Origin of the sequence: Halomonas sp. KG2, from assembly GCA_030440445.1 — a bacterium.
Classification (GTDB): Bacteria; Pseudomonadota; Gammaproteobacteria; order Pseudomonadales; family Halomonadaceae; genus Vreelandella.
The window spans coordinates 2,326,404-2,347,798 of the sequence record CP098528.1 but is presented as its reverse complement, the minus strand read 5'-3'; the positions used below and the strand labels follow the sequence as shown (position 1 = coordinate 2,347,798).

Sequence of the window (21,395 nt, the reverse complement as noted above, 5' to 3'; positions counted from 1 at the left end):
CGGGGTGAGTTGTTTCTGGGCAGTCAATTCTAGATAAGCAGCGGAGGTTGTCATGGCAGCTAAACAGTATGTGGTAGTACGTGGGCAGATCGAAAAGGGCAAAGAGGTGTTAGCCAAACAAGGCGAGCCCTACAAACCCCAAAATGCCGCCGAAGAGAAACGCCTGCTGGATGCAGGCGTGATCGCTGAATTGGGTGCCCCTGCCAAGGGCAAGGGCAAGGGCACCAGTAAAGCCAAGCGCTCATCTACCCCGCCAGAAAATCCAACAGGCGGTACCGGTGATGACGAAAACAGCAAAGGCGAGGGCACCGGTACCGGAGAAGGTTCTGGCGGCGGTTCTGGTGATGAGTAATGAGCGCCTTTGATGATGAAGTACGCAGCGATATGACCAGCATCTTTCAAGATGCTGGTTTTCTCGCTGACTATCAGATTACGGGTGGCGCGGTGCTCTTAGGCAAGCTGGTGGTGCTGGATCGTAACTGGGAACCCTACAGCGACGATCAGCAACTAGCAGGGCGCATCAACACGATCAGCGTAATGGTTGCCGATGTGCCTTCCAGTAATCAAGGCGACACTATACAAGCGCCCGGCAAAACATGGATTGTGGAGGAAGTGCTTGAGGATGACGGCCATGTACGGCGCCTTTGGGTGACGTAGGAGGAGGTTATGCCGAATCTACAGTTTGATATACGCCAGCTGCAGGCGCTGCGTAATCGCTACGACCCTAAAATTGTCGATAAGGCACTTGACCGAAGTGTCAACGGATCGACACGCAAAGCGGCCACGTTTATCAGTCGCTACACGCGGGATATTTACGACATTAGCGCCGGTGACATTCGTCGCCGTATGCAGATACAGCGCGTTAACCGTGATGCATCTCGGGCGATTCTCTACACCGGGCGCCGCTTGCCACTTGCGCAGTTCAAACCGCGTGGGCGTTGGGTGCCGGTGAGCAGTGGCCGAAAGGTGCAGTCTGGCCCCCGTAAAGGTCGGGTTGCCCGCCGTCGTGGCGTGACGGTGCGTATCCGCAAGGATAACGGCAGGCAGCTAGTACAAGGCGGCTGGCACGCCAAAGGGCATATTCTGCGACGTCGAGACAAGGCAGATAACCAGAGTGATCCGCTCATGCGGTTTGGGCCGTCAATCCCTGAAATGGTCGGCAATCAACGTGTTATGGATGCCGCACAAGACATGGTGCGAGACGACCTGCCCCGGCAATTTAGCCAGCAAATGGACTACCTGCTAAGCCGTGAGGCCGCGAAAAAATGAACCAATACGACATTATCGATCCACTGATTGAACGCATACAGGAGCTATGCCCTGAGCTATCCAGCGTGGAAGAGGCGTGGTTTCACACGCCATTAGACGACTACAACGGACAGCTGCCCATGGCATGCCCCTACCTGGTTGCAGAGGCTGCCACCGGCGACGCGGAAACCCTGCGCCCCCGCCAGCGGGTAAAGCTGCGCTACGGCGTGTGGCTGGTCGCGCGTAAAGATGATTTCCGGCAGCAGAAGCAAGAGCTTTACGACGCCTTATTTGGCTATCAAGCCGGTCCGCGCCACGACCCATTGCAGTTTCACAGCGGCAAAGTTGAGGACATTAAAGGCAGCATCGTGTGGTGGATCTCTTACTGGGAGACCGACACCCACATGATCAGCACCCCCGCCTAATCCAGGAGTTAACCCCATGCCCATTAGATCCGGTGGAAGCTACGTGCTTCGCGGAGGCGAGCCCGTGCTTGTCGATCATAGCGGTGGTACCAGTGCCGACAAACCCACCCCGCCCGCTGCCGTAGAAACCAGCAGCGCCGCCAAAAAACAGAAGGAAAAAGCTGATGATGCGCACAAAGCTGAGAATGCTGTTAGTCGCACCTGAGACCACTTATGGGGCGGGCGCTAACATTGAAGACGCAGTGATGCTGATTACCAGCGAGTTGGATAGTAACCCGTATGAAGGTGACCGCATTACCCGTGAGCGAATGCAGCCAACGTTCGGTGCTAATCAGGAGATTAACGCCGCACCCTACAGCACCATCACCACCACTATCCCGCTGGCAGGATCTGGTACACCAGGTACTCCACCCAATTTCCACCAATTGCTACGCTCATGTGGGCTAAGTGAGGAAATTGAAGAGAACATCAGTGTCACCTATCAACCTGTAACCAATAGCCAAGAAAGCTGCTGTGTCTGGTTTGTGGAAGAAGGGCAGGTGCAAGAAATGCCCGGTGTGCGCGGTAACGTAGAGCTGAATCTAACCGCCAAGCAAGATCCTACTCAGCAATACACGCTGACTGGCATGTATAAAAAAGTTGCCCAACTTGGCACGCAAATCGAAAAACAGATTACGGATATTGCTGAAGAGCTGGTGGTGAACAAGCAAAACACCCCAGTCCGTAATGTTCACGGCTATGCTGGGTGCTTACAGTCGTTGTCGCTCAACATGGGCAACGAAGTGGTACACCGCAACCTAATTGGTTGCGAAACGGTGAAAATCATCGGCCGCGAAAGCAAAGGGCAGGTGGAAATTGAAGCACCTAATATTGCCACGAAAGACTACTTTGCGGCGATTGAGAGCCATAACGGCGTGACAAAAGATGAAGTGAAGATTGGTCACGGTACCAAGCCTGGCAATATCGTCACCCTCACTGGCCCTAAAGTGCAGCTCTCTACGTTATCGCGTAGCGATTCTAACGGCATCGTTCACTACACCATGGATACAATTTATACGCGTAACCAAGGCGATGACGAGTTCACGCTGGTGTTCACTTAAAGGATCCTTCCATGTCATTTGTTGTTAAAAAATACGCTACGCATCGGGTACCGGTAGAGATCCACGTGCCCGATGAAGAGCAGCCCAGCACGATCCACGCGACTTGGAAGCTGCTGCCCTTTAGTGATTACCGAGAAACATCTAAGCAGCTCAATTTGGGCAAGATGGACGATAGTGCCCTGGTAGAGCGTGATCTGATCAGCATGGATGATTTGAAAGATGACAAAGGTAAGCCGCTAGAATTTACTCCCGACTTGCTGGAAGGGTTGATGGAGCTAACGTTTTTCCGCCGCGCCTTGATTAACAGTTGGGTAACCGCTCAGGAGTGCGGCCCAGAGGCCCGCGCAAAAAACTAGCCGCCCTTGGCCGCCACTGGGCAGGAGGCGGCCAAGGGGGTTCCTCATCGCTGGAGAGTGACGCGGCTGCCTTTGGAATTGCCCTAGCCACGGTGGAGCGTTACATGGAGCCGGATGAGGTAGAAATATGGCCCGAGCATCTGCTCGCGTGGGAGGTGTACAGCACGTGTGATAACCAGTGGCGGGTAATTACCGGCATTGGCGGTGTTCATTACCAGGGATTAGATTTGTCCAGCGTTACCACGGCCATGGAGCTGTGCGGCGTAGAAGATCGGCGTGCCTGCATTGCCCAGGTGCGAGTGATTGAGAGCGGGGCACGTGAGGTATTGAATAGATAACATTATTAAGCCCCTGGCCTGATAGCAGAAGCTAGCAGACCAAGGGACCATGTTAGATGCTGTTGCTTAAGTGCCTATGCAAGCTGTTCTCAAGTTCGCCAGTACTAACGCATCTATCGGCACGCATTGTCTGAGGTATATTGTTCAGCACATCGCGAATCATAAAGGTACCGCTTCCAAACACATTAGGCTGAACATTGGCGCCACTGCTGGTTTCCCTGACTAGCACATTAATATTGGCTACCACTGTTTGATCAAACATTACATGCATGTCACCAGGGCTAATTACGCCACAATCAACCTGTGTATAGCTAGATCCTAGGCTGTAGTCTGAGCCGATAATTCCTGAATCTTTCTCAATATTTTTAATAGGAATATTGTTGATGGCGAACCAATCAACGGTTGCTTCCCAAACTTTATCAAAATCAGCATTGTAGATCTGAGAGTAGTTTTTCTCTTGGTCAGAGGGAGGCTGATATGAGGGCCCAGCACAGCCTGCTAAGAGCATTGCTGAAACAGCTGTCAATATGACTTTGTTTCTCATTTATGTTCCCTTTTTTAAGTTAAGTGCGCTTTGCGTTGCCAATAATGAATTATTTGATTAGTGAAATCTAGAAAGTTATTAGAAAGCCGACGTAAAAATCGGCATAACTTTGAAGCTAATAATCCAGCACGCTTAAGCGTGTTTTTTTATGCCCGTTATTTGAGGTATTTCTATGTCGCGCGAAATGCAGACCCGGTTTGTAATTAATGGCGACGCCAGCGGAGGCATTCGCGTCATGCGTCAAATGCGTGATGAAGTCACGGGTTTGGGCAAAGAGCTGGATAATAGCGGCCAGCGCTCTCAGAAATTCGGTGAAGACGTTCAAGACACTAGCCATCAAATTGCGTTTCTAAAGAACACAGCACTAAGCGCTGGTGTGGCGTTGGCGAGTATGTTCACCGCGCGCAATGTTATTGGTACCGCTGATGAGTACTCGCAAATGGCGTCCCGAATTCGGCTGGTGACTGAATCGACGCTCGAGTACGACATGGTGCAGCAGCGAATGATGCAGACCGCCCGCAACACCTACAAGCCACTGATGGATATTTCAGAGCTGTTCGTCAATACCGTGCGGCCTCTGAAAGAAGTTGGTTTTGCCACGCGGGATGTGCTGGATCTAACCGAAGCACTTTCGGCGGGGATGGTTATTAGCGGTACCAAAACGCAAGACTCGACCTCACTGATCGACCAGTTCGGCAAGGCGATGATCGCCGGCAAGTTGCAGGGCGACGCCTACAACGCGGTGATTCAGAACGCGCCGCGCTTGCAGCAAGCGCTGGCGGAAGGGCTGGGGGTAACCACGCGTGAGCTAAACGAAATGGCTACTGCCGGGAAGTTGACGGCAAACGTTGTGATGCCCGCCTTGACCGGTCAGGTGGCGACCATGGTCGAGGAACTGGAGCGCATGCCCACCTCGGTTGAAGATGCCAGGGTGGTGTTTAATAACGCATGGATGCAGTACATCGGCCAAGCGAACGAAGCGCATTCAGCCACCGGCGTGTTAGCGGCGGGCATTGAATTAGCTGCCGATAACATCGAAACCCTGGCGGAAGTAGGCATGGCGGCGGGCGTTATTATAGCGGGCCGTGGCGTGCAAGCGTTGGGGTCGTACACCGCTGCAGTTGGCCGCCGTGCTGAAAGTGAGCGCATGGCGGCAGCAGAAACCCTGCGCCGTATGGAACAAGACCGTGCTGCCGTGACCCAAGCACAGCGCCGTGAAGCGGCAGAGCGTGCCCAGGCAGTGCAGGAAGCACAGCGCGCTCAGCAGAGTGCCCGGCATACCCTTGAGGCTGCGCGGCAGGATTTGCAGCGAGTGCAATCTACTCAGCAAATGATGTCAGCAGAGCGCGCTCTAGAAACTCAGCGTTTGCAAGCGCAGATTAGTGATGTAGGGCGTCAGCGCTCGTTAACCCGGTTAGCCGAAATACGCCGCACTGAGCAAGCCTTAACAGTACAGCAGCGTGCTGCACAATTAGCGCTTAATACCGCAGTGGCAGGGGAAGCATCTGCAACCCGCTTAGCCACGCTCTCTAAGATTGAGTATCAGCGCGCCACTGCTACGGCCACCGCCGCCACGTTGTCGCAAACGGCAGCAGCCCGTGCATCGTCGCTTGCTCATACGTCGATGGCGTTAGCAGTACGCGGTGCCCATGGGGCCATGGCATTAATGGGTGGCCCTGCTGGTGTTCTTATGCTGGGCGCTTATGCGGTGTATCGCTTATCAACCAATATGAGCGAGGCGAGCCGCACCGCTAAAGAAATCCGCGATAGCATTGTTGATTTACGCACCGAGACGGAACAGGCCACTGAGGCGTTTGATGGCTTAGCATTATCACAGCGGAATTTGACGATGCAGGGGCTTGAGGACGAGATTAACCAGCAGCAGCAAGTCATGGCGCGCGCACTGCAGCAAATAGACCGTATGTCGCAATCTGTGGGCGGGCCTAACCAGCGTGAAGGTCTGCAGGTCATGCGGACGGCGCTGAAAGAGGTTAGCGAGGGTATCCGCGAGGCCGGAACGCTTGCAGAGCTTTTTGAACAACAATTCCCGTTAGTGGCCACCGAATCTCATGCCAGCGTTATTCGCAATCTGGAGGTCGAATATGACGACGCAAACCAAACGCTTCAGGGCTTGATTGGCAGGCAAAGGGATCTAAAGCCCGCATTAGATGACGCTACCAGCAGCATCGACGCCCAGACAAGGGCGATGGAAGGCAACCGATCAGCGGCGAACGATTATCTCAAGCGGATGAATGAATCCATTGCCCAGATGATGGACCCGAGCAATGAAGGCCAAGCGCGGCGCTGGATTTCTGCGCAGGACGGCGGCATCCCGCCAGAGCTGGCCGAGTCCATTGTGCAAGGGGCCATCTTTCAGGATGAGTACCGCGCATCAGTAGAGCGCCGCCGCAAAGCAGAGCAGGAAGCCAACGCAGCAGCCCGCAAGGGCGAGCAAATGGCAGCGGCAGCACTGCGCGAACGGCAGCGAGAAATTGAGCGTGTGCAGGGGCTTTATGATGGTCAACTGGAAACACTGCAACGTGATATAGCCCTGCATGGTGAAATTGGTGAAGTTGCCAAGCTGCGCTATGAACTTGAGCGCGGCAATCTTCGTGAACTCAATCAAACGCAGGCAGACAACCTGCTGCAGTTGCGTGAAGAACTTTCGCTGCTGGAGCGTCGCTCATCGCTGATTAATACCTACGTGCCCGATCTTGAGCGCCTGAAAACGCTGCAGCGCGACTCGATGGCGATTGAGATGCTAGATCCTGGCCTCGGCAACCTCGCTGCAAAACAGCTAGAACGCGAGCTGGGCAACGTTGCCACGCGTGGCCTGCAGGTGCCAACATCGCTAGACGCGTCAGTTTCCGGCCCGTTTGGTGAAGCCGATCGCTTAGATCGGGAGATGGAGCGCTATCGCGAGCAGTACCAGCAACGGCTGGAACTGCTGCGAGAGTTTACCAACGAAGAGTACGGCGTAAAGCAACAGGCTCAAGCGGCGCTGGCTGAGCTAGAACGGCGAAACATTGAAACGGTAGAGCAGTACGAAAGGCAAAGCCGCCAAGCCCGTTTGGCGGGCAACGCTAGTATGTATGGCGATCTTGCTGGGTTGGCTAAGGTGTTTGCGGGTGAGCAGTCGTCAATTTATCGCGGCCTGTTTGCTGCCCATAAAGCGTACTCGATGGCTAGCACCATGGTGTCTAGCTACCAAGCGATTGCACAAGCGTGGGCAAGCGCGCCTTTTCCAGCGAACATTCCTATCGTTGCAAAAACCGTGCTGGAAACGGGCGCATTGTCGTCGATGTTAAGCGCGATACAGCCTACAGGCATGTCGCACGCGGGCGTCGATCGCATACCCAAAGAGGGCACCTGGCTGCTGGACCAAGGCCAGCGTGTGATGATGAGCCAGCAAGCGGACGAGCTAGATCGTTTCTTAGCTAGTGAAAAACGCGCCGCGAATGACTCAAACGGTGGCCGCTCTAACGTGCAAATTGATGTCGAAGTCATCAACCAGGGCCAGCCCGTGCAGGCCACTGCGACAGTGGAGCGCGTGAGCGATGACCGCTTTAAAGTACGCGTACTGCAGACGATGCGCGAAGACCTCGCCAGCGGTGCCAGCAATTCCTACGCCGAGCAGGTAGCTAATACCTACGGCATGAAACGAGGGGCTAGGTAATGCCAGAAATGCCAGTTTACCCACCCCAGCTACCACCGCCGGATGACTCTTTTGATGCGCAGCACCACGACCCCATTCTACGCACCCCACTGGGCAACGGACGTACCCGAGATGAGCGCCAAATGGGCACGGTGCCCACGAATCTAACGGTAAGATTTCTGTTTGAGTACCCAGAATTCCAGCTGTTCGAAGGCTGGTTTCGCTGGGAGATACATGACGGGGTGCTGCCGTTTCGCGGGCCGATGAAGACCAGTTTAGGGATTCATAGAGATCTTGAGATGAAAATGCGCATGTACTCGCATCGCTCCAAGGGCGGGCTATGGATCGTCACCGCGCCGGTGAAAATCCTCAAGCGGCAGACCATTAGCGAGCTAGATACGCAATACCCCGACGAGATCCTTTATAGCGATGTGTTTGATAGAACCATGAACAAGCACTGGCCGAAAGCCTAGCCCCAAATTAGCACCACCCCATTTCCAAAGCCCGCACGGCGGGCTTTTTTTGTGCCTGGAGATCTATTTATGTCGACACCCCCATTTGACCCCGCGTCTGAACCGCTGGGCAGCTCTCACCCATTAATTCGAGACATCAATACTAAAAATCTCGATATAGCTGTGAATACGAAAGAGCTGAGCAAGTGGATCAACCGATTTGGCGAAGAGTCGCCAACGCTTTGGTTGTTAACGCAGCTTCAGGAAGCAGCTAACGCGATTGTGGGTGGTGGCGAGGATATTACTCAGGCGTGGCTTAGCGCGATAAGTAACGAAGTCTTAGATCGTATTGCAGATAACCCTTTGGCTTATACCTCAACCCTAGCCAACGGTGATTCTAGTCAGCGTCCACCGCTAACGTACTCGGGGAGTTTTGAATTTCTCAGGTCTAACGCGGTGACAGGGAGCGCATATTCCATTCAAGCGCCCAATATACTTGCTATTCGCAAGTTAACGAGCGTGCGCTCCAGTCTGGCATTTGAGATCAGGGTTTTATCGGGGGTTTCTTCTGGTGAGCTAAATGATGATTTTTTTATAGGTATTGCTTGGTTTGATAAAGATAAGTTGAGACTTTCCGAAACTCCATCTACTGAGTATTACAGAGGCCCGCTTTCTGCAGACTCGCAACGTTTTCGTTTTACGGTGCAAAATGAAGTAGGAGACATCGAATTTCCTTCTGGCGCTGTTTATATGCTGCCCTATATTGGAACTGATTCGACGACTGGGAGGTTCTGGGGGTCTGAGCTGACCATAACTGACATAACCGAGTCGATAGCTATTAGAGAGTCTGCGGGCGCTGAATATAAAGGATATGTGGGTAATAATCCTGCGAATTATGTTTTCGACGTCCATGCTGCATTCCCAAGAAGTGCTAGTTCAGTGCAGGCACAGTCAGGCAGCCTTGGGCAGCGATTGTCGATTATTGCGGCTACCTCCCGTAGTTGTTTGGGGCTTGCTAATCTAATTCCCGTCTCAAAGCGGGGTGAGTTTCTCTACGACATTAATTACAGCGCTTCTATATTGCAGTTCGAGCCGCCAGCAGATGGCAATATAGAAGTTGCGGTGGCGTGGTTTGATCAAGATCGAAACTACATCAGTGAGGCTGTAGGTCTTAGTTTTGCAGTCAGCGGCACACTCCAAGCGATGGCTGACAATGTTGTTCGTAGCCATCGTTTCGATATGCCGGCGGGGGCAACCTATGCACGCCCATTTCTGCGACTAACTGGTACAACGGGCATTATTGCGGTCCTTAAGCTTTTCGCCACGCCTCACATTAGTAGCGAATATCACGGACCGTCGATTGGTAGCCTACCTGCTAAGCTATTACGCAACGCTGCAAATGTTAACGTCTATGACCCCGTCGACGACAACAGCGTCCACCTCAGCGGCAATAATACCGTCGAGTCAATAAACGACAGCATCTCGGCGCGCCCGCTAGAGGCTTTAGGCGGTATCTTCAGTAAGCCGGTTCGGTCAGTCATTAAAGGCTATCCGTGCATCACGTCCATCGGGGTCGACGAGAACGTCCGCATGACCGTTGGCGGCGGGGTGACGTATGGGCCCGGGACAATGGTGTTCGCGACGTATGCGGACAGCGCTTTCAGTACGCTGCGCTCCCTGGTGCACGGCGGCCTGGGTGAAGATGATCCCGAATCGGGCAGTCGCTTGCGCATCAACGCAAACGCGATACGCGACAGTAACGGCAACTGGCTGTCCCGCCCTGGACGCTTGGGTATCGCTATTGATGGTGTTGTGGACGGTGCTTCAGGTACGGGCGATCCCCTTGCGGCGAACGCACCCCAAGACGCTTGGGGTGTTTTTAGCCTCGTGCTTAAGGAAGCGCCAGAAAAATCCGAGTTCTGGTGTAACGGGTTGCTTGTCGACACTTTCACTATGCCTTCGGGGCTGACGCGTTCCCGTCGGACAGACTTATTTAAAGGCGCCTCTTTTGACGCGGGAGGTGTAGCTTTCGGGAGAATGTGCTTCACCGACCATATCGTCAGTGATGACGAGCGCATGCAGCTCGAAAAATGGGCTGCTGAGCCGATCCGAAAACCCCTGGTGGTTCACCGCAAGTTAGAAAAGCCGGTGCTGCAGGCGACATCTGTTTGCGCCATGCGTGTTAAAGACAGAGCTATCCTTTTCGAGCAAAACCCTTATGCTCGACAGAACATTGCGTCTATGACAAAAGTTTTTACGGCGCTGATTGCCGATCAATGGGTGCTTGATTTCAATGCCGAACTTGCCGCACCTATTGATGTAGAAGGTGCGGGTCTACAAGTCGGGGATGTTATGTCGGTGCAGGACGCCGTTTCATTAATGCTGATACCATCCAATAACGCCTGCTCTACTGCAGTAGGGCGCAGGGTTGGACAGATAATCCAAGAAACAGAAGGCGTGCAAGACGGTGAGTCAGCTGACTTTCGTGGCTACCGGGAAATGGAAAGGATAGGCCGTGATTTAGGAATGGTCAGGCCCCAGTTCGATGGCTTTATAGCCGGTACGCTAGAAGGCACTCAGGTCTGCTCGCTCGATGTATGTCGTGCGATGTGTCTAGTCAACTCTAGCCAACGGCTCATGAGCATCATGAGGCAGTCGCGCCACACTGCAACTATCGTTGACGGTCCAGAACCACGGACTATCGATTACGTGACGTCGATTGAATTCAATTCATTCAACGCTAACAGACTCCACAACGTGCTTGCTGCAAAGACCGGAACCACCGGAATCACGGGACAGTCATTGACGCTACTAGCAGAGATGCCTGGGGGGGATATTGTCGCTTTCACAATCGTAGGCAGTACGACTGATCCAGATCGCTACGAGCAGTTAAAACTTGTAATGGATTACGTAGAGCAGACCTATTACTAGTAATCAGCTACGCCCGAACCACCGCCATTGAGCGGTTTTTTTGTGCCTGAAAAAAAGGTGATGTATGGAAATCACTATTAATCAGTGGCTCGTAAAGCAAGGACACGACCCCGCGCAAGCGGGGTTGTTTGTTTATACAGGTCGGCTTTTAATCCCACGTGCGATCTGGGGCAGCGCATTAGTTGCTCATGATGCGCGGCTGACGGTGATGCACGAATGAATGACGTACTCGCACAGCTACTCAGCGGCCACGACCCTACGATTTATCGTATCCCCGCGCTAGAGCTGACGTGTGCGCCGTGGCCATCGGCTATCCGCAATATACCTGGCTGGGATGATCTGTTGTTGGGGCATGAGGATGGCCAGCAGCACCACTATCTAGGATCTGCGTTGGATCTCGCACTGCCTGCACGCAACGACAGCGGTCAGCAAAATCTAGGGTTTGCGCTGGGTGGCGTAAACGCAGATGCAGAGGAGTTAGTCGACATGGCGCTAGACGCTAACGCGATTATCTATCTCACGCTGCGCATGTACGTCTCTAACGATCTCTCTGCCCCGGCGCGGCGCCCGCTGCGCATGATTGTTGATGAGCCAGTGTTCCAGCCGGATGGCACTCTACAGGTGCGCTGCCGTCACCGTGACCTGCTGTTCCGGCGCTTTTTGCTGGGCCGCTTCACAGCCCAAAAATACCCCGGCGTGGCGTTGTTCACGTAAGGATTTTTTTATGCTCGATAAGTACCGGAGTGCCCGCTATAAAGGCGGCGGGCGGGGTGAGCGCGTGGGCGGCATCCGTATGTTTGATTGCTATGGGTTAGTGCGAGCGGTGCGTGCAGAGCAGTACGGATTGCCCACACTGCCCACCTACGCGGGCGTACCCACTGACAACCCCCGGCGGGTAAATGTCGCGCTGCGCGAGGTGCGGCAGGGGCTACAGCCGTGCGGCGTGCAGGCGGGCGCCATGGTGCTGTGCTGGACGGGAGAGTTGGCGTTGCATTGTGGCGTTGTCGTCCCGCTAAACGGTCTTCTGGGCGTGCTGGAGTGCACTGTTGATGCGGGCGTACGCTGGCAGTCTGTGCGCTCTTTCGCCTGCAAATTTACAACCGTGGAGTATTTTACGTGAGCGAGATCCACCTATATCCGTCGCTGATACGCGAGCTAAATTGCGTGCCCACGCAGCCCATACGCACAAAAACCGTTGATAGTGGCTCGCTATATGACTTTCTAGCGGATGCGCTGCCCGCGTATGCCGAAAATCCTGATTTTACGCCGTGGGAAATTGAGCTAGAAGGTCAGCGCGGGGAGGTTGTGCCCCCGTCTGATTATGCAGGGGTGATGCTCGATAGCGTGCTCGTCGTGCATATCTATGCAAACCCTCAGCGGCGTGCTATTGGCTCGATTTTTAGCGCCGTCGTTGATCTATTTAGCAGTGTATTCAGCTGGTTAATGCCGTCGATCCCAACGCCCAACGCTAACGGCGGCATTGATCAAGGCTCGCAAATCAACGACCCCAACACGACGATTAACCGCCCGCGCCTTAACGGGGTTATCAACCAAATCGCTGGGCAAGTGAAGTTGGCGCCGTACTACCTGGCTCCTCCCCACACGTACTTTATCGACCCGCGTACTAAAGCGGTGGACATCCTGCTTTGCGTCACGTGGGGGCCGTGCCTACTGCCTTCATCCCAAATACGCATTGGTGAAACTCCGATCAACGCGCTTGGTACTGACGTCAACTGGCAGGCGTTTATGCCCGGTGAGGATATAAGCACGCATCGTGCGCACGAGCTGTGGTACACCGCCCCCGAAGTTGGCGCAGCGGGCAACGGTCAGGCGGGGTTAAAGCTCAAAAGCACAGTCGATATAACGACAGAACTAACGGCGTCTTATATAGATGTTAGCGACGACACCATTACCGTGCCTGCTGATGCTGACATACCGACGGACTGGGCTCAGGACCTACTGCTAAACATCTCTATACAGAGGCAGATAGTAGCATCATCGCCAACATCGCCGGATGTGCGCGCTATTTACAACGGTAGTTTTAGCGATCTAGGGCTGTCTGTAGGCGACAGCATTGTAATGACAGACAGCGTGTTAGCAGGTGAATACATAGTGCACAGCGTGAGTTCGACAGAGTTAACGCTTAGCTATCCCGATCTATCACCTGTGACCAGCCCAACGGGCGGCACTTATTTGGTGTCTATCGATAGACTCGGCGCGCGCTATCGAATCGTTACTACCACTGCAGATTCGATCATGGTCGAAAAGTTACTAGCAGACGGCAACCTAGACACGGCATGGCAGGGATGGACAAACGCACGCTATCACAACAACTGGCGCGTGCGAGTTGATGACATCTATTCTGAAGGTCAATGGCTAGGCCCATTCAATGCGCAAAAATCCGGCACGCTGATCAACCGCTTACAGGCGATTGTGCTAATGCCGCGCGGCCTCGGCAAAGCAGAGACTGATTATGTGCGATGGCGTAAGCGGAGCGTCGAACTTGAGTGGCGCGAGATCGGTGCAGGCGAGTGGGTTTCGGTGCCATACGAGATGGAGGAAGGGACGCGGGATCAGCTAGGTTTTACGATTGATGTTGAGCTGCCTCAGCCCATGGCCGTGGAGTGCCGCTTACGCAGATCAGAACCGGAGCTAACAGACATTCAAAGTATGGATGAAATGCACTGGACGCAGCTCAGCTCACGGCTCGCTGAGTCCCCGACGCAGTACGATGACATTACTGTGCTAGCAATGACGATTGTTGGCAGTGACGCGATAGCATCGCAGAGCGAAAACCGCATTACGTGCGTGCCCACGGCGATACTCAAACGCATGGATGGCACCGTAGGGCCGACCCGCTCAGCGATTGATTTTGTTCGTAATGCGGCGAATCAGTCCGGGATCTCAGACGACGAGATCAACATGGAGGCCATGCAGCGTATAGACGATATAACTGCGCTGAGGGGCGATGCATACGACTATAACAACAATAGCGATGACACCGTAAAAGCGGTAATGGAGCGTGCTCTAGCAGCAATATGGACCCAATTAACGTGGGACGAGGTGCTAACCCCAGTACGCGATGAGCCGCGTACTGATCTGGGTCACATGTACAGCCCGCAGAACATGCGCGCTGATGCCCTGCTGACAAAAACCATTCGGGCAGTCATGCCGGACGACTACGACGCGGTTGACGTTGAGTATGAGAGCGCTATCACGGGCGTTGTCGAAACGGTAGAGTGCCGCGTTTCCGAAGACCCGCCGACGCGGGTAGAGACCATTCGCGTTGAGGGCGTGAGAGACAAAACACGGGCGTGGCGGCACGGCATGCGCCGCTTAATGCGTCACTTGTATGTGCGCAAAGGGTACACGTGGGGCACTACGACGGACTTGCTAAACAGCAACATAGGCGATTACCTGCCAGTAGTGGGGCCGATCCCCAACAGGGCGAAATCAGCGCTGATAGAGCATGTTCAGGTAGCTGATGATGGCGTACATATGCTGGTAAATGAGGCGCTTAACTGGGGCGGCATCCAGCAGCATGTTATTTACTGGCGCAATCCAGAGGGTGAGTCGTCAAAAGCGTATGAGGTCACGCGAGGGGAGAGCGACTATCACGTAATTGCGTTAATGGGTGACGACCCGGTGCCCGTTGTTGATCCAACAAAAGAGCCGCCCCATTTGCTGTTTGGTCGGGTTGAGTACGTGATAGCGCAAAGCTACACGCCGTCAGGCATGAGTAATATTAATGCGACGGCGGATGGCTACGACGAGCGACTGTATCAGTATGATGATGCTGTGCCTTAAAGTATTTATCATTTTTTGGTTATTGGATGTGATAAGTTTGACATGTACTATTATAAATAGAGTTTTATTCTCGTTTTAGTACTGCGTTTTCAAAACCTTCTATAACGATGGTGTCAATTTCTTTTTGAGTAAGAGGTGGGGACATTGTGCCGATATGTTTTGCTAGCTCAATGTTCTCATTGGTTTTTTTACTTGATATGAACTGCTCTAACGAGCATTTAGATAGAGCTAGTTTTATTTCCGGTATGTCAGGTTTGTATTTCACAGTATCTTCATTGAGACCAATAATTATTTTGTTACTTGCTATTGGAATTGCAATGCATAGAATTTCATCGTCTCTATCTGTGAATTGCTTCCACGTAACTTCGCCCTTGGAGTGAACTTTAAATACTACTACACTATCTCCAAGTATCATGCTTGAGTCTTCAATGTGATGTAATGTGTAAGTGAGTCTTTTATAACGCGCTGTTCTTTTTTTTAATGAGAAGCTGTCTTGTAATATCTTTATGTGTCCGTTTTTTATTGATTTTTCTATCTCAAGAGAATAATTACTGAATTTATCTTGCGCAACTTTTATGTATGATTCAACAAAAAGTTCTATAGATTTTGACTTGCCTAGTTTAACCTCTTTTATTAGTTTCTTCTTGAGTTGTTTGGGTATTTGATTTCTGCCTTGTATTTTATTGAACTCATTATCTATAATATTTGGGTTGTTTTGGAATAGTTTTTTTATTAGTTCTTTTAGATATTGATCATTAAGTATTTTTTTGTATGCTGATTTTAGTAAACTATCTATTGTTGATGCGAACATGACTCGCAAATTTTTAGTTCTTATTTCAAAGTGAGCAATGACTATCGCCATTTCAGCCGAGTCCGGCTCTTCTTTTCTAAGGATGCTAAGTATTTTGTTTTCTTCTTTAGTTATGTTCTCATCAGCGTCGAGAGTTTCAGATGTATAAAATTTATTTTCAACACTTGTGTTGACTACATTGGCTGAGAAATGGCTTCCATTTTTTCTGTACACATGGGTTATAGATCCTTTTTTTCTTTCTGTGCATATGAATTTTTTTTGTAGAAACTGAGGTATAAAGTGGTGGCGATTGCCAGACATTTAATGACTCCTGTATTATTTATTTCTCTAGAGTGTCATAGTAAAGCTTCTGCTAGCTCATCCCACCTCGTAGTATACCTAGGCGTTTGATGCTCGCAACGCAATTCCCAAGCATTGACCTTTCTCGGCATCCCCAGCCTCACTGTGTTTTTACCGTGCTCGCGGTTCAGCTTATCTAGCGTGGCCATTAGCTTTTCATTCTTGGCACGCTTTTCATCACTCAACGGTTCAGCTAACAGTCCTAACTGCTCATTGTCGTGATCGCAAAGATCCATGAGCATGATGCCGCATTTCTGATACCAGATGTTCTCTTTGAATATACGCTCAAGCCCTGCGATGGCTGCGCGAACTAGCTCACGGCTGTCGTCAGTAGGGTGAGGCAGTGGAATTACTAGGCTTTTGTTATAGCTAGGTAGATCATCGCGGAATCTGTTCGTGCGCACGAACACCATGATCGATTGAGCCAAGCCGCTTTGCTTGCGTAGCTTCTCGCCGGCGCGGGAGGTGTGCACGCGAATCGCTTCATGAAGATCTGCCTTGTTGTTGGTGAGGCGCCCAAAACTGCGACTGACCATAATCTGCTGCTTTGGCTGGGTCATGTCGTCCAGGTGGATGCAGTCGACGCCTCGCAGTTCCCATACAATCCGTTCCATCACCACGCTGAAATGTTTACGCAAATGCTTAGGGCTTGCTTCGCGTAGCTGCCAGGCTGTACCAATGCCGAGGGTACGCAGGCGGACGGCGCTGCGCTCAGCCACGCCCCATATCTCGGTTACGGGCAACTGCTCAAGGAACGAGCGTGTGTCGTCGCTATCGGATTCCATGATGGCCACGCCGTTAAAGCCAGGTTCTTTCTTGGCCCGGTGGTTGGCGATCTTTGCCAGCGTTTTAGATGTGCTCAACCCCACGCTAACGGGTATGCCAGTATCACGGCGCACCTGGCGACGCATTACCTGGCAGCGGTCAGTCAGCGTTTCAGGCTGGAAGCCTTCAAATCTCAAGAATGATTCATCGATCGAGTACACGTCGACATGGGGCGTGTGTTGTGAGAGCACGTCAGTGACGCGCCGGCTCATGTCTCCGTAAAGCGCGTAATTGCTTGATAGCAGAGTGCACTGGCGGCGAATGCGCGGGTCGATCTGGTGTGCGGGCATCCCCATTTCTACGCCGAGCTGTTTTATTTCAGCTGATCGGGCGACGACGCAGCCGTCATTATTCGACATCACGCCAACGGGCTTACCTTCCAGCTTGGGGTTGAACACGCGCTCGCATGACACATAGAAATTATTGCAGTCAACGAGGGCGATCATACGGTGAACCCGGGCGCAAGCGAGTGGATGTTATGTGTGACCACGCCCCACACAAGGCACTCTTTACCCTCAAGCGGGATAGGGCGGAACTCAGGGTTCGAAGCTATTAAGTAGGGGCGGTTGCCGATGGTGCCTAGTTGTTTGCAAGTCAGTTCACCGTCCACGCTCATGATGACGATATGACCTGGCTTAGGCTCTATTGAGCGATCCACAATCAGTAGGTCTCCATCGTAGATGCCGGCGCCGGTCATTGATGTGCCTTTGGCACGCAGGTAATAGGTAGCGCTGGGGTGCTGCACCAAGTGTTCCACAAGATCCAGTTCTGCTTCCAGATAGTCATCTGCCGGCGAAGGGAAACCCGCACGGACTTCACCTGCGGCAAGCGGTAGCTTTAACGGCGGGGTGGTAGTGTCAACGCGCCCTAGAATGGAAAGATGCATACTCATGACATCGATTCCTCTGGGTTCCAGCGCAAACGGATATGCTCAGCAGTGTCGTCAAGTGGAATGACCGTAACGTTCTCAACCGTGCACAAGTCTTCAAGCATGCGCGCCCAGTCATCAGCACTGTCATCTTCCCGGCGCTTGATCTCGACACATTGCTTAGACTGTGCCCCAGGGCTGCCGATCTTACGCTTCATGCGCTCGACCAGGGCTTGGTACGTTTTCTCTGACATAAACGCCTCCTGATTAAACTGGTGTTATATACAGCATTAAGGGCGAGTATAGTCAGTAGGGTATCGATGCGTCTAGCGATAGGAATAAGCGAGTGGTCGCAGACTGCATGCGGAAAATGCACTGCGCGTAATCATTGAAGATAGCTAAACATTTGATTTATAAGCAAAGAGATGAGCTGTGGTAATTGGGGTGGTAAGCTGTCGGAGGATTGAAAGGCAGGAAAAAGAGGGAGAGGTGGATATTGATAGATAGCACATCCTGCGCGTATCTATGGTCACATCAGATGATCTTTTCCCGCTCCCATGCGTAGCTGATTTTATGGTTAAGCTCGTTGCGTAAGAAGCTTCTAATGCATGAGAGACGATTGATTACACTAAACCAGGTGTTGCAGTAAGCCATTGAAAAACCTAGCACCCTGCCATTGGCATTATCGGTAACGACGCAGCGATCTCCATATCGGTCAAAACCAACCGAGAACGCGTTTGGAAATGCTGACAAAACCAATGATTTTTTGCTCTTCAAGTCTAAAGGCATATTTGCCTCCACTGTTGGTTCAAAGGTGTGCGTAGCGCACTTTCTCAGCATAAGATGCTTTGAGATTAAGTCAAAGCAAGAATCCAGGACCCGTTTGATATTTTGCTGCACCCTAGCTATAGCTACACGGCAGGCGTGACTAAGATATGAAAATATTAGTTGTTTGGTACAACGTGAGAAGAGTTGGGCTAAATTACAGGCACAAAAAAAGCACCTGACGAGGTGCTTTTAATGTTGACTAAAAAACTGACTAAGATATGCCCAAACTAGGCTATATCGTGACCATTTTCAGAAGATACTAGAAGCTAATCCACTGAAAACAATCAAGTAATTGGTGCGGATGGGGAGACTCGAACTCCCACACCTTACGGCACTAGAACCTAAATCTAGCGTGTCTACCAATTCCACCACATCCGCTGAAGACGAGACGTATATTAACAGCATTCGTATTAATGTCAACGGTGTGTCATTAAAATTGTTAATTAAATCAGTCTGGGGAAAGTATGTTTCTGACGCGATTGGTGCATGGTGCAAGCACTTGGGCCAAAAAGGGGCTGCCGGGTTATTGTGCGTTTTGCCTTTCTCCCAGGCAAACCAGTGGTGGTTGGTGCCAGGAGTGCTTTGCACAGTTGCCTTGGAATGTGAATGCTTGCTGGCAGTGTAAAGAGCCTTTGGATGTTGAGGACGTAGCATCCGTTCAATCTTTTTGTGGGCACTGCAGAGAGAACCCACCAGCGTTTACCGTTGCGACGGTGGAGCTTTTATTTGAAGAGCCTATAAGAGCGTTAGTTCATGACTTTAAATTTAATGCGTCGCCCCGTGCGGGAATGTTGCTGGTAGAGCTGATGATGAGTAAAGCTCCCAGCTGTTTGGGAGGAGGTCTCTTGCCTGTACCGATGCATACCACTCGAGCGCGGCAGCGTGGTTTTAATCAGTCTTGCTGGTTGGCTAATCAACTAGGCAAACGAGTCAAATTGCCCGTGTTAACGGCTGAATGTCGCCAACAGCTGCCTTCTCAGCGGACGTTGAGCAGAAAGGAACGAGCAAAAAATTTAGTAGGTGCCTTTCATATTAATCGTCCACTGCCATCACATCTCACCATCATTGACGACGTTGTTACTACTGGCGCGACCTGCCAGGCACTTGCTGAAGAAGCGCTTCGTGCGGGGGCTAAACGTGTCGATATTTGGGCAGTTGCTCGAACACCTCTGGGGCATAATTGATAGAATGCAGGCTTAATTGCACAGGAGCGGTATATGCCACACCCGTTTAGTACGCTTTCTCCGGACACAGTGATGTCTGCTGCGGAGTCTGTTGGGATTTGGCCGGCTGGCGAGCCGTTTGCACTTAATAGCTATGAAAATCGAGTGCTAATGTTTCGTGACGATGACGGTGAGCGCTGGGTTGTGAAATTCTATCGTCCTGGTCGTTGGGCAGATGAGATCATTCAGGAAGAGCATGATTTTCTTCAAGAGTTGGCTGCTGAAAATGTGCCCGTTGTTGCGCCCTGGCGGGATCAGCACGGCGAATCACTCCATACTTACCAGCAATTTCGCTTCACGCTTTACCCTCAATGCAGTGGCCAAGCGCCTGAGCTAGACAATCCGTCGCATCTTTTTGCATTAGGTAATGCGTTAGGGCGGTTACATGCAGTGTCATCACGAAAGGCGTTTCAGTACCGTCCAACATTAGAGTGGCAGGACGATATTGATGATGCTGAGGCCCATGTTATCGAGAGTAAAAGGCTAAGCAAGCATCAGCAGCGCGCATATCACAGCGTTGTACAGAAAATTCTTCGTCATCTTGAAAAGCATCCCATTGCCAGCGATCAAATGATTCGAACGCATGGTGATTGTCATTTGGGCAATGTGTTAGGAAGAGATGACACATTTACCTTGGTGGATTTTGACGATTGCCTTATGGCGCCCGCTATCCAAGATATATGGATGCTGTTACCCGTTGATGATCCATCTGGTTGGCGAGCGCAGCTAAGTGAAATTGTTGAAGGCTATGAAGAGGAGCAAACATTTCCGCAGCACCAGCTGTCGCTGATCGAGCCATTGCGGGCTTATCGTCTTATCCGGTACACCGCGTGGCTTGTTTCTCGCTGGGATGATCCAGCATTTCCACGTGCGTTCCCATGGCTGGCGGAGAGCGGTTATTGGGATCAGCACATCCGCCAGCTTGAGCAGCAGTTGTTACAGCTTGAAAAGCCTATTTGGCTAGCATAACAATTGCACCGGTAGTTAATTAAGCATCGCCCCCATTGACGATGAGTGACGTGGTTCTATTCCGGTTGATTGACGGAGCGTGGGTTTTCAGCACTTGCATCGGGGTCGGGTCGATCTGATGGGATGGGGTTGGCTACGCCTTCTCCATCAGCCTCTCGTCGAGCAGCATTAATTTCCGCTGAAGGGTTATCTTGAGCGTTGATATCGATGCTTTCATCCAGTGTCACCACGAATGCTTGGCCTGGCGATAAGGTACAAGACGACTCATCACAGGCAAGACCGTACTGACCGTCTTCTGCATACGCACCAGCACTAAATGAACCAGTGAAAATAGCGCTTTCAGCATCGTGTGTTTCAATGCAAGTTGCGTCTTGAGTTGTAATACGAATACGTCCATTAGTGAACTGTGCATTGGCAACTAAAACGCAGTATTCGGGCAGCTGATGCGAGGCGCTGCCAGCTTGCGTGGGATGAAGTAAGATAGCTTCATAACGCGATTGGCTGTCGGTAAAAGCAAACTCTTCGATGACCTCGACACCGACACTGGCACCTTTAGGTAGTGTTAATGTCTGTTCGGCGGCTAACAAGGGTGTTGCCAATGCAGTTCCCAATAGGGCAGTTAAGAAAAACGGTGCAGGTTTGAATGACATAAGGAACTCTCAGATGAGCGCTACGA

Annotated in this window: 22 protein-coding genes and 1 tRNA gene; 16 read left to right on the top strand and 7 right to left on the bottom strand. The window is 51.8% G+C overall.

Annotation, left to right across the window (positions count from 1 at the left end):
* Positions 1-52: 52 nt before the first annotated feature.
* The 8 genes from NDQ72_10950 to NDQ72_10915 are packed head-to-tail and all read left to right on the top strand — an operon-like array spanning position 53 to position 3,467.
* Complete coding sequence (locus tag NDQ72_10950) at positions 53-352, top strand: hypothetical protein (GenBank protein WKD26592.1); 300 nt, start codon at positions 53-55, stop codon at positions 350-352.
* Positions 352-657: a hypothetical protein gene (locus NDQ72_10945; GenBank protein WKD26591.1), complete on the top strand. Its 306-nt coding sequence runs from the start codon at positions 352-354 to the stop codon at positions 655-657. Before NDQ72_10950 ends, NDQ72_10945 begins: the two co-directional genes overlap by 1 nt.
* A 9-nt stretch (positions 658-666) precedes the next feature.
* On the top strand, positions 667-1,269 hold the full coding sequence (locus NDQ72_10940) for a hypothetical protein (protein ID WKD26590.1): 603 nt from the start codon (positions 667-669) through the stop codon (positions 1,267-1,269).
* Positions 1,266-1,673, top strand: coding sequence for a hypothetical protein (locus tag NDQ72_10935; protein WKD26589.1), 408 nt, complete (start codon positions 1,266-1,268; stop codon positions 1,671-1,673). Before NDQ72_10940 ends, NDQ72_10935 begins: the two co-directional genes overlap by 4 nt.
* A gap of 16 nt (positions 1,674-1,689) precedes the next feature.
* Positions 1,690-1,878: a hypothetical protein gene (locus tag NDQ72_10930; protein ID WKD26588.1), complete on the top strand. Its 189-nt coding sequence runs from the start codon at positions 1,690-1,692 to the stop codon at positions 1,876-1,878.
* Positions 1,838-2,773, top strand: coding sequence for a hypothetical protein (locus NDQ72_10925; protein ID WKD26587.1), 936 nt, complete (start codon positions 1,838-1,840; stop codon positions 2,771-2,773). Before NDQ72_10930 ends, NDQ72_10925 begins: the two co-directional genes overlap by 41 nt.
* An 11-nt stretch (positions 2,774-2,784) precedes the next feature.
* Entirely contained in the window at positions 2,785-3,129 is a 345-nt protein-coding gene (locus tag NDQ72_10920; GenBank protein ID WKD26586.1) for a hypothetical protein, read from the top strand.
* The gene (locus tag NDQ72_10915; GenBank protein ID WKD26585.1) at positions 3,099-3,467 is read left to right on the top strand and encodes a DUF1799 domain-containing protein; all 369 of its coding nucleotides are present in this window, start codon (positions 3,099-3,101) and stop codon (positions 3,465-3,467) included. Before NDQ72_10920 ends, NDQ72_10915 begins: the two co-directional genes overlap by 31 nt.
* A 52-nt stretch (positions 3,468-3,519) precedes the next feature.
* On the opposite strand, the gene NDQ72_10910 is transcribed toward NDQ72_10915, so the two are convergent.
* Entirely contained in the window at positions 3,520-4,011 is a 492-nt protein-coding gene (locus NDQ72_10910) for a hypothetical protein (GenBank protein ID WKD26584.1), read from the bottom strand.
* A 172-nt stretch (positions 4,012-4,183) separates the two neighbouring features.
* On the opposite strand from NDQ72_10910, the gene NDQ72_10905 reads away from it, so the two are divergent.
* From NDQ72_10905 to NDQ72_10880, 6 genes are all read left to right on the top strand, one after another.
* Positions 4,184-7,687 carry a tape measure protein gene (locus NDQ72_10905; GenBank protein ID WKD26583.1) on the top strand — a complete coding sequence of 1,168 codons (3,504 nt, stop codon included), beginning with the start codon at positions 4,184-4,186 and terminating at the stop codon, positions 7,685-7,687.
* Positions 7,687-8,139 carry a hypothetical protein gene (locus NDQ72_10900; GenBank protein WKD26582.1) on the top strand — a complete coding sequence of 151 codons (453 nt, stop codon included), beginning with the start codon at positions 7,687-7,689 and terminating at the stop codon, positions 8,137-8,139. The genes NDQ72_10905 and NDQ72_10900 overlap by 1 nt, the downstream gene beginning before the upstream one ends.
* A 69-nt stretch (positions 8,140-8,208) precedes the next feature.
* Positions 8,209-11,049 carry a hypothetical protein gene (locus NDQ72_10895; protein WKD26581.1) on the top strand — a complete coding sequence of 947 codons (2,841 nt, stop codon included), beginning with the start codon at positions 8,209-8,211 and terminating at the stop codon, positions 11,047-11,049.
* A gap of 216 nt (positions 11,050-11,265) precedes the next feature.
* Complete coding sequence (locus NDQ72_10890) at positions 11,266-11,763, top strand: DUF1833 domain-containing protein (protein WKD26580.1); 498 nt, start codon at positions 11,266-11,268, stop codon at positions 11,761-11,763.
* A gap of 10 nt (positions 11,764-11,773) precedes the next feature.
* Positions 11,774-12,169, top strand: a complete 396-nt coding sequence (locus NDQ72_10885) for a hypothetical protein (protein WKD26579.1) — start codon at positions 11,774-11,776, stop codon at positions 12,167-12,169.
* Complete coding sequence (locus NDQ72_10880) at positions 12,166-14,856, top strand: host specificity factor TipJ family phage tail protein (GenBank protein WKD26578.1); 2,691 nt, start codon at positions 12,166-12,168, stop codon at positions 14,854-14,856. The genes NDQ72_10885 and NDQ72_10880 overlap by 4 nt, the downstream gene beginning before the upstream one ends.
* A gap of 64 nt (positions 14,857-14,920) precedes the next feature.
* Here the strand turns inward: NDQ72_10880 and NDQ72_10875 are convergent, their stop codons facing one another.
* The 5 genes from NDQ72_10875 to NDQ72_10855 form a co-directional block, all read right to left on the bottom strand.
* Complete coding sequence (locus NDQ72_10875; GenBank protein WKD26577.1) at positions 14,921-15,967, bottom strand: DUF4238 domain-containing protein; 1,047 nt, start codon at positions 15,965-15,967, stop codon at positions 14,921-14,923.
* A gap of 35 nt (positions 15,968-16,002) precedes the next feature.
* Positions 16,003-17,277, bottom strand: a complete 1,275-nt coding sequence (locus NDQ72_10870) for a Y-family DNA polymerase (GenBank protein WKD26576.1) — start codon at positions 17,275-17,277, stop codon at positions 16,003-16,005.
* Positions 17,274-17,717, bottom strand: coding sequence for a translesion error-prone DNA polymerase V autoproteolytic subunit (umuD, locus tag NDQ72_10865; GenBank protein ID WKD30383.1), 444 nt, complete (start codon positions 17,715-17,717; stop codon positions 17,274-17,276). The genes NDQ72_10870 and umuD overlap by 4 nt, the downstream gene beginning before the upstream one ends.
* A gap of 2 nt (positions 17,718-17,719) precedes the next feature.
* On the bottom strand, positions 17,720-17,953 hold the full coding sequence (locus NDQ72_10860) for a DUF1654 domain-containing protein (protein WKD26575.1): 234 nt from the start codon (positions 17,951-17,953) through the stop codon (positions 17,720-17,722).
* Positions 17,954-18,820: 867 nt separating this feature from the next.
* Positions 18,821-18,905, bottom strand: a tRNA-Leu gene (locus NDQ72_10855).
* Between the two features lie 86 nt (positions 18,906-18,991).
* On the opposite strand from NDQ72_10855, the gene NDQ72_10850 reads away from it, so the two are divergent.
* Positions 18,992-19,711, top strand: a complete 720-nt coding sequence (locus tag NDQ72_10850; protein WKD26574.1) for a ComF family protein — start codon at positions 18,992-18,994, stop codon at positions 19,709-19,711.
* Positions 19,712-19,744: 33 nt separating this feature from the next.
* Positions 19,745-20,719, top strand: a complete 975-nt coding sequence (locus NDQ72_10845) for a serine/threonine protein kinase (protein WKD26573.1) — start codon at positions 19,745-19,747, stop codon at positions 20,717-20,719.
* 56 nt (positions 20,720-20,775) lie between these two features.
* Here NDQ72_10845 and NDQ72_10840 read toward each other — a convergent pair whose 3' ends face one another.
* A complete protein-coding gene (locus NDQ72_10840) occupies positions 20,776-21,369 on the bottom strand; it encodes a hypothetical protein (protein ID WKD26572.1) in 594 nt (197 codons plus the stop codon).
* Positions 21,370-21,395 lie beyond the last annotated feature (26 nt).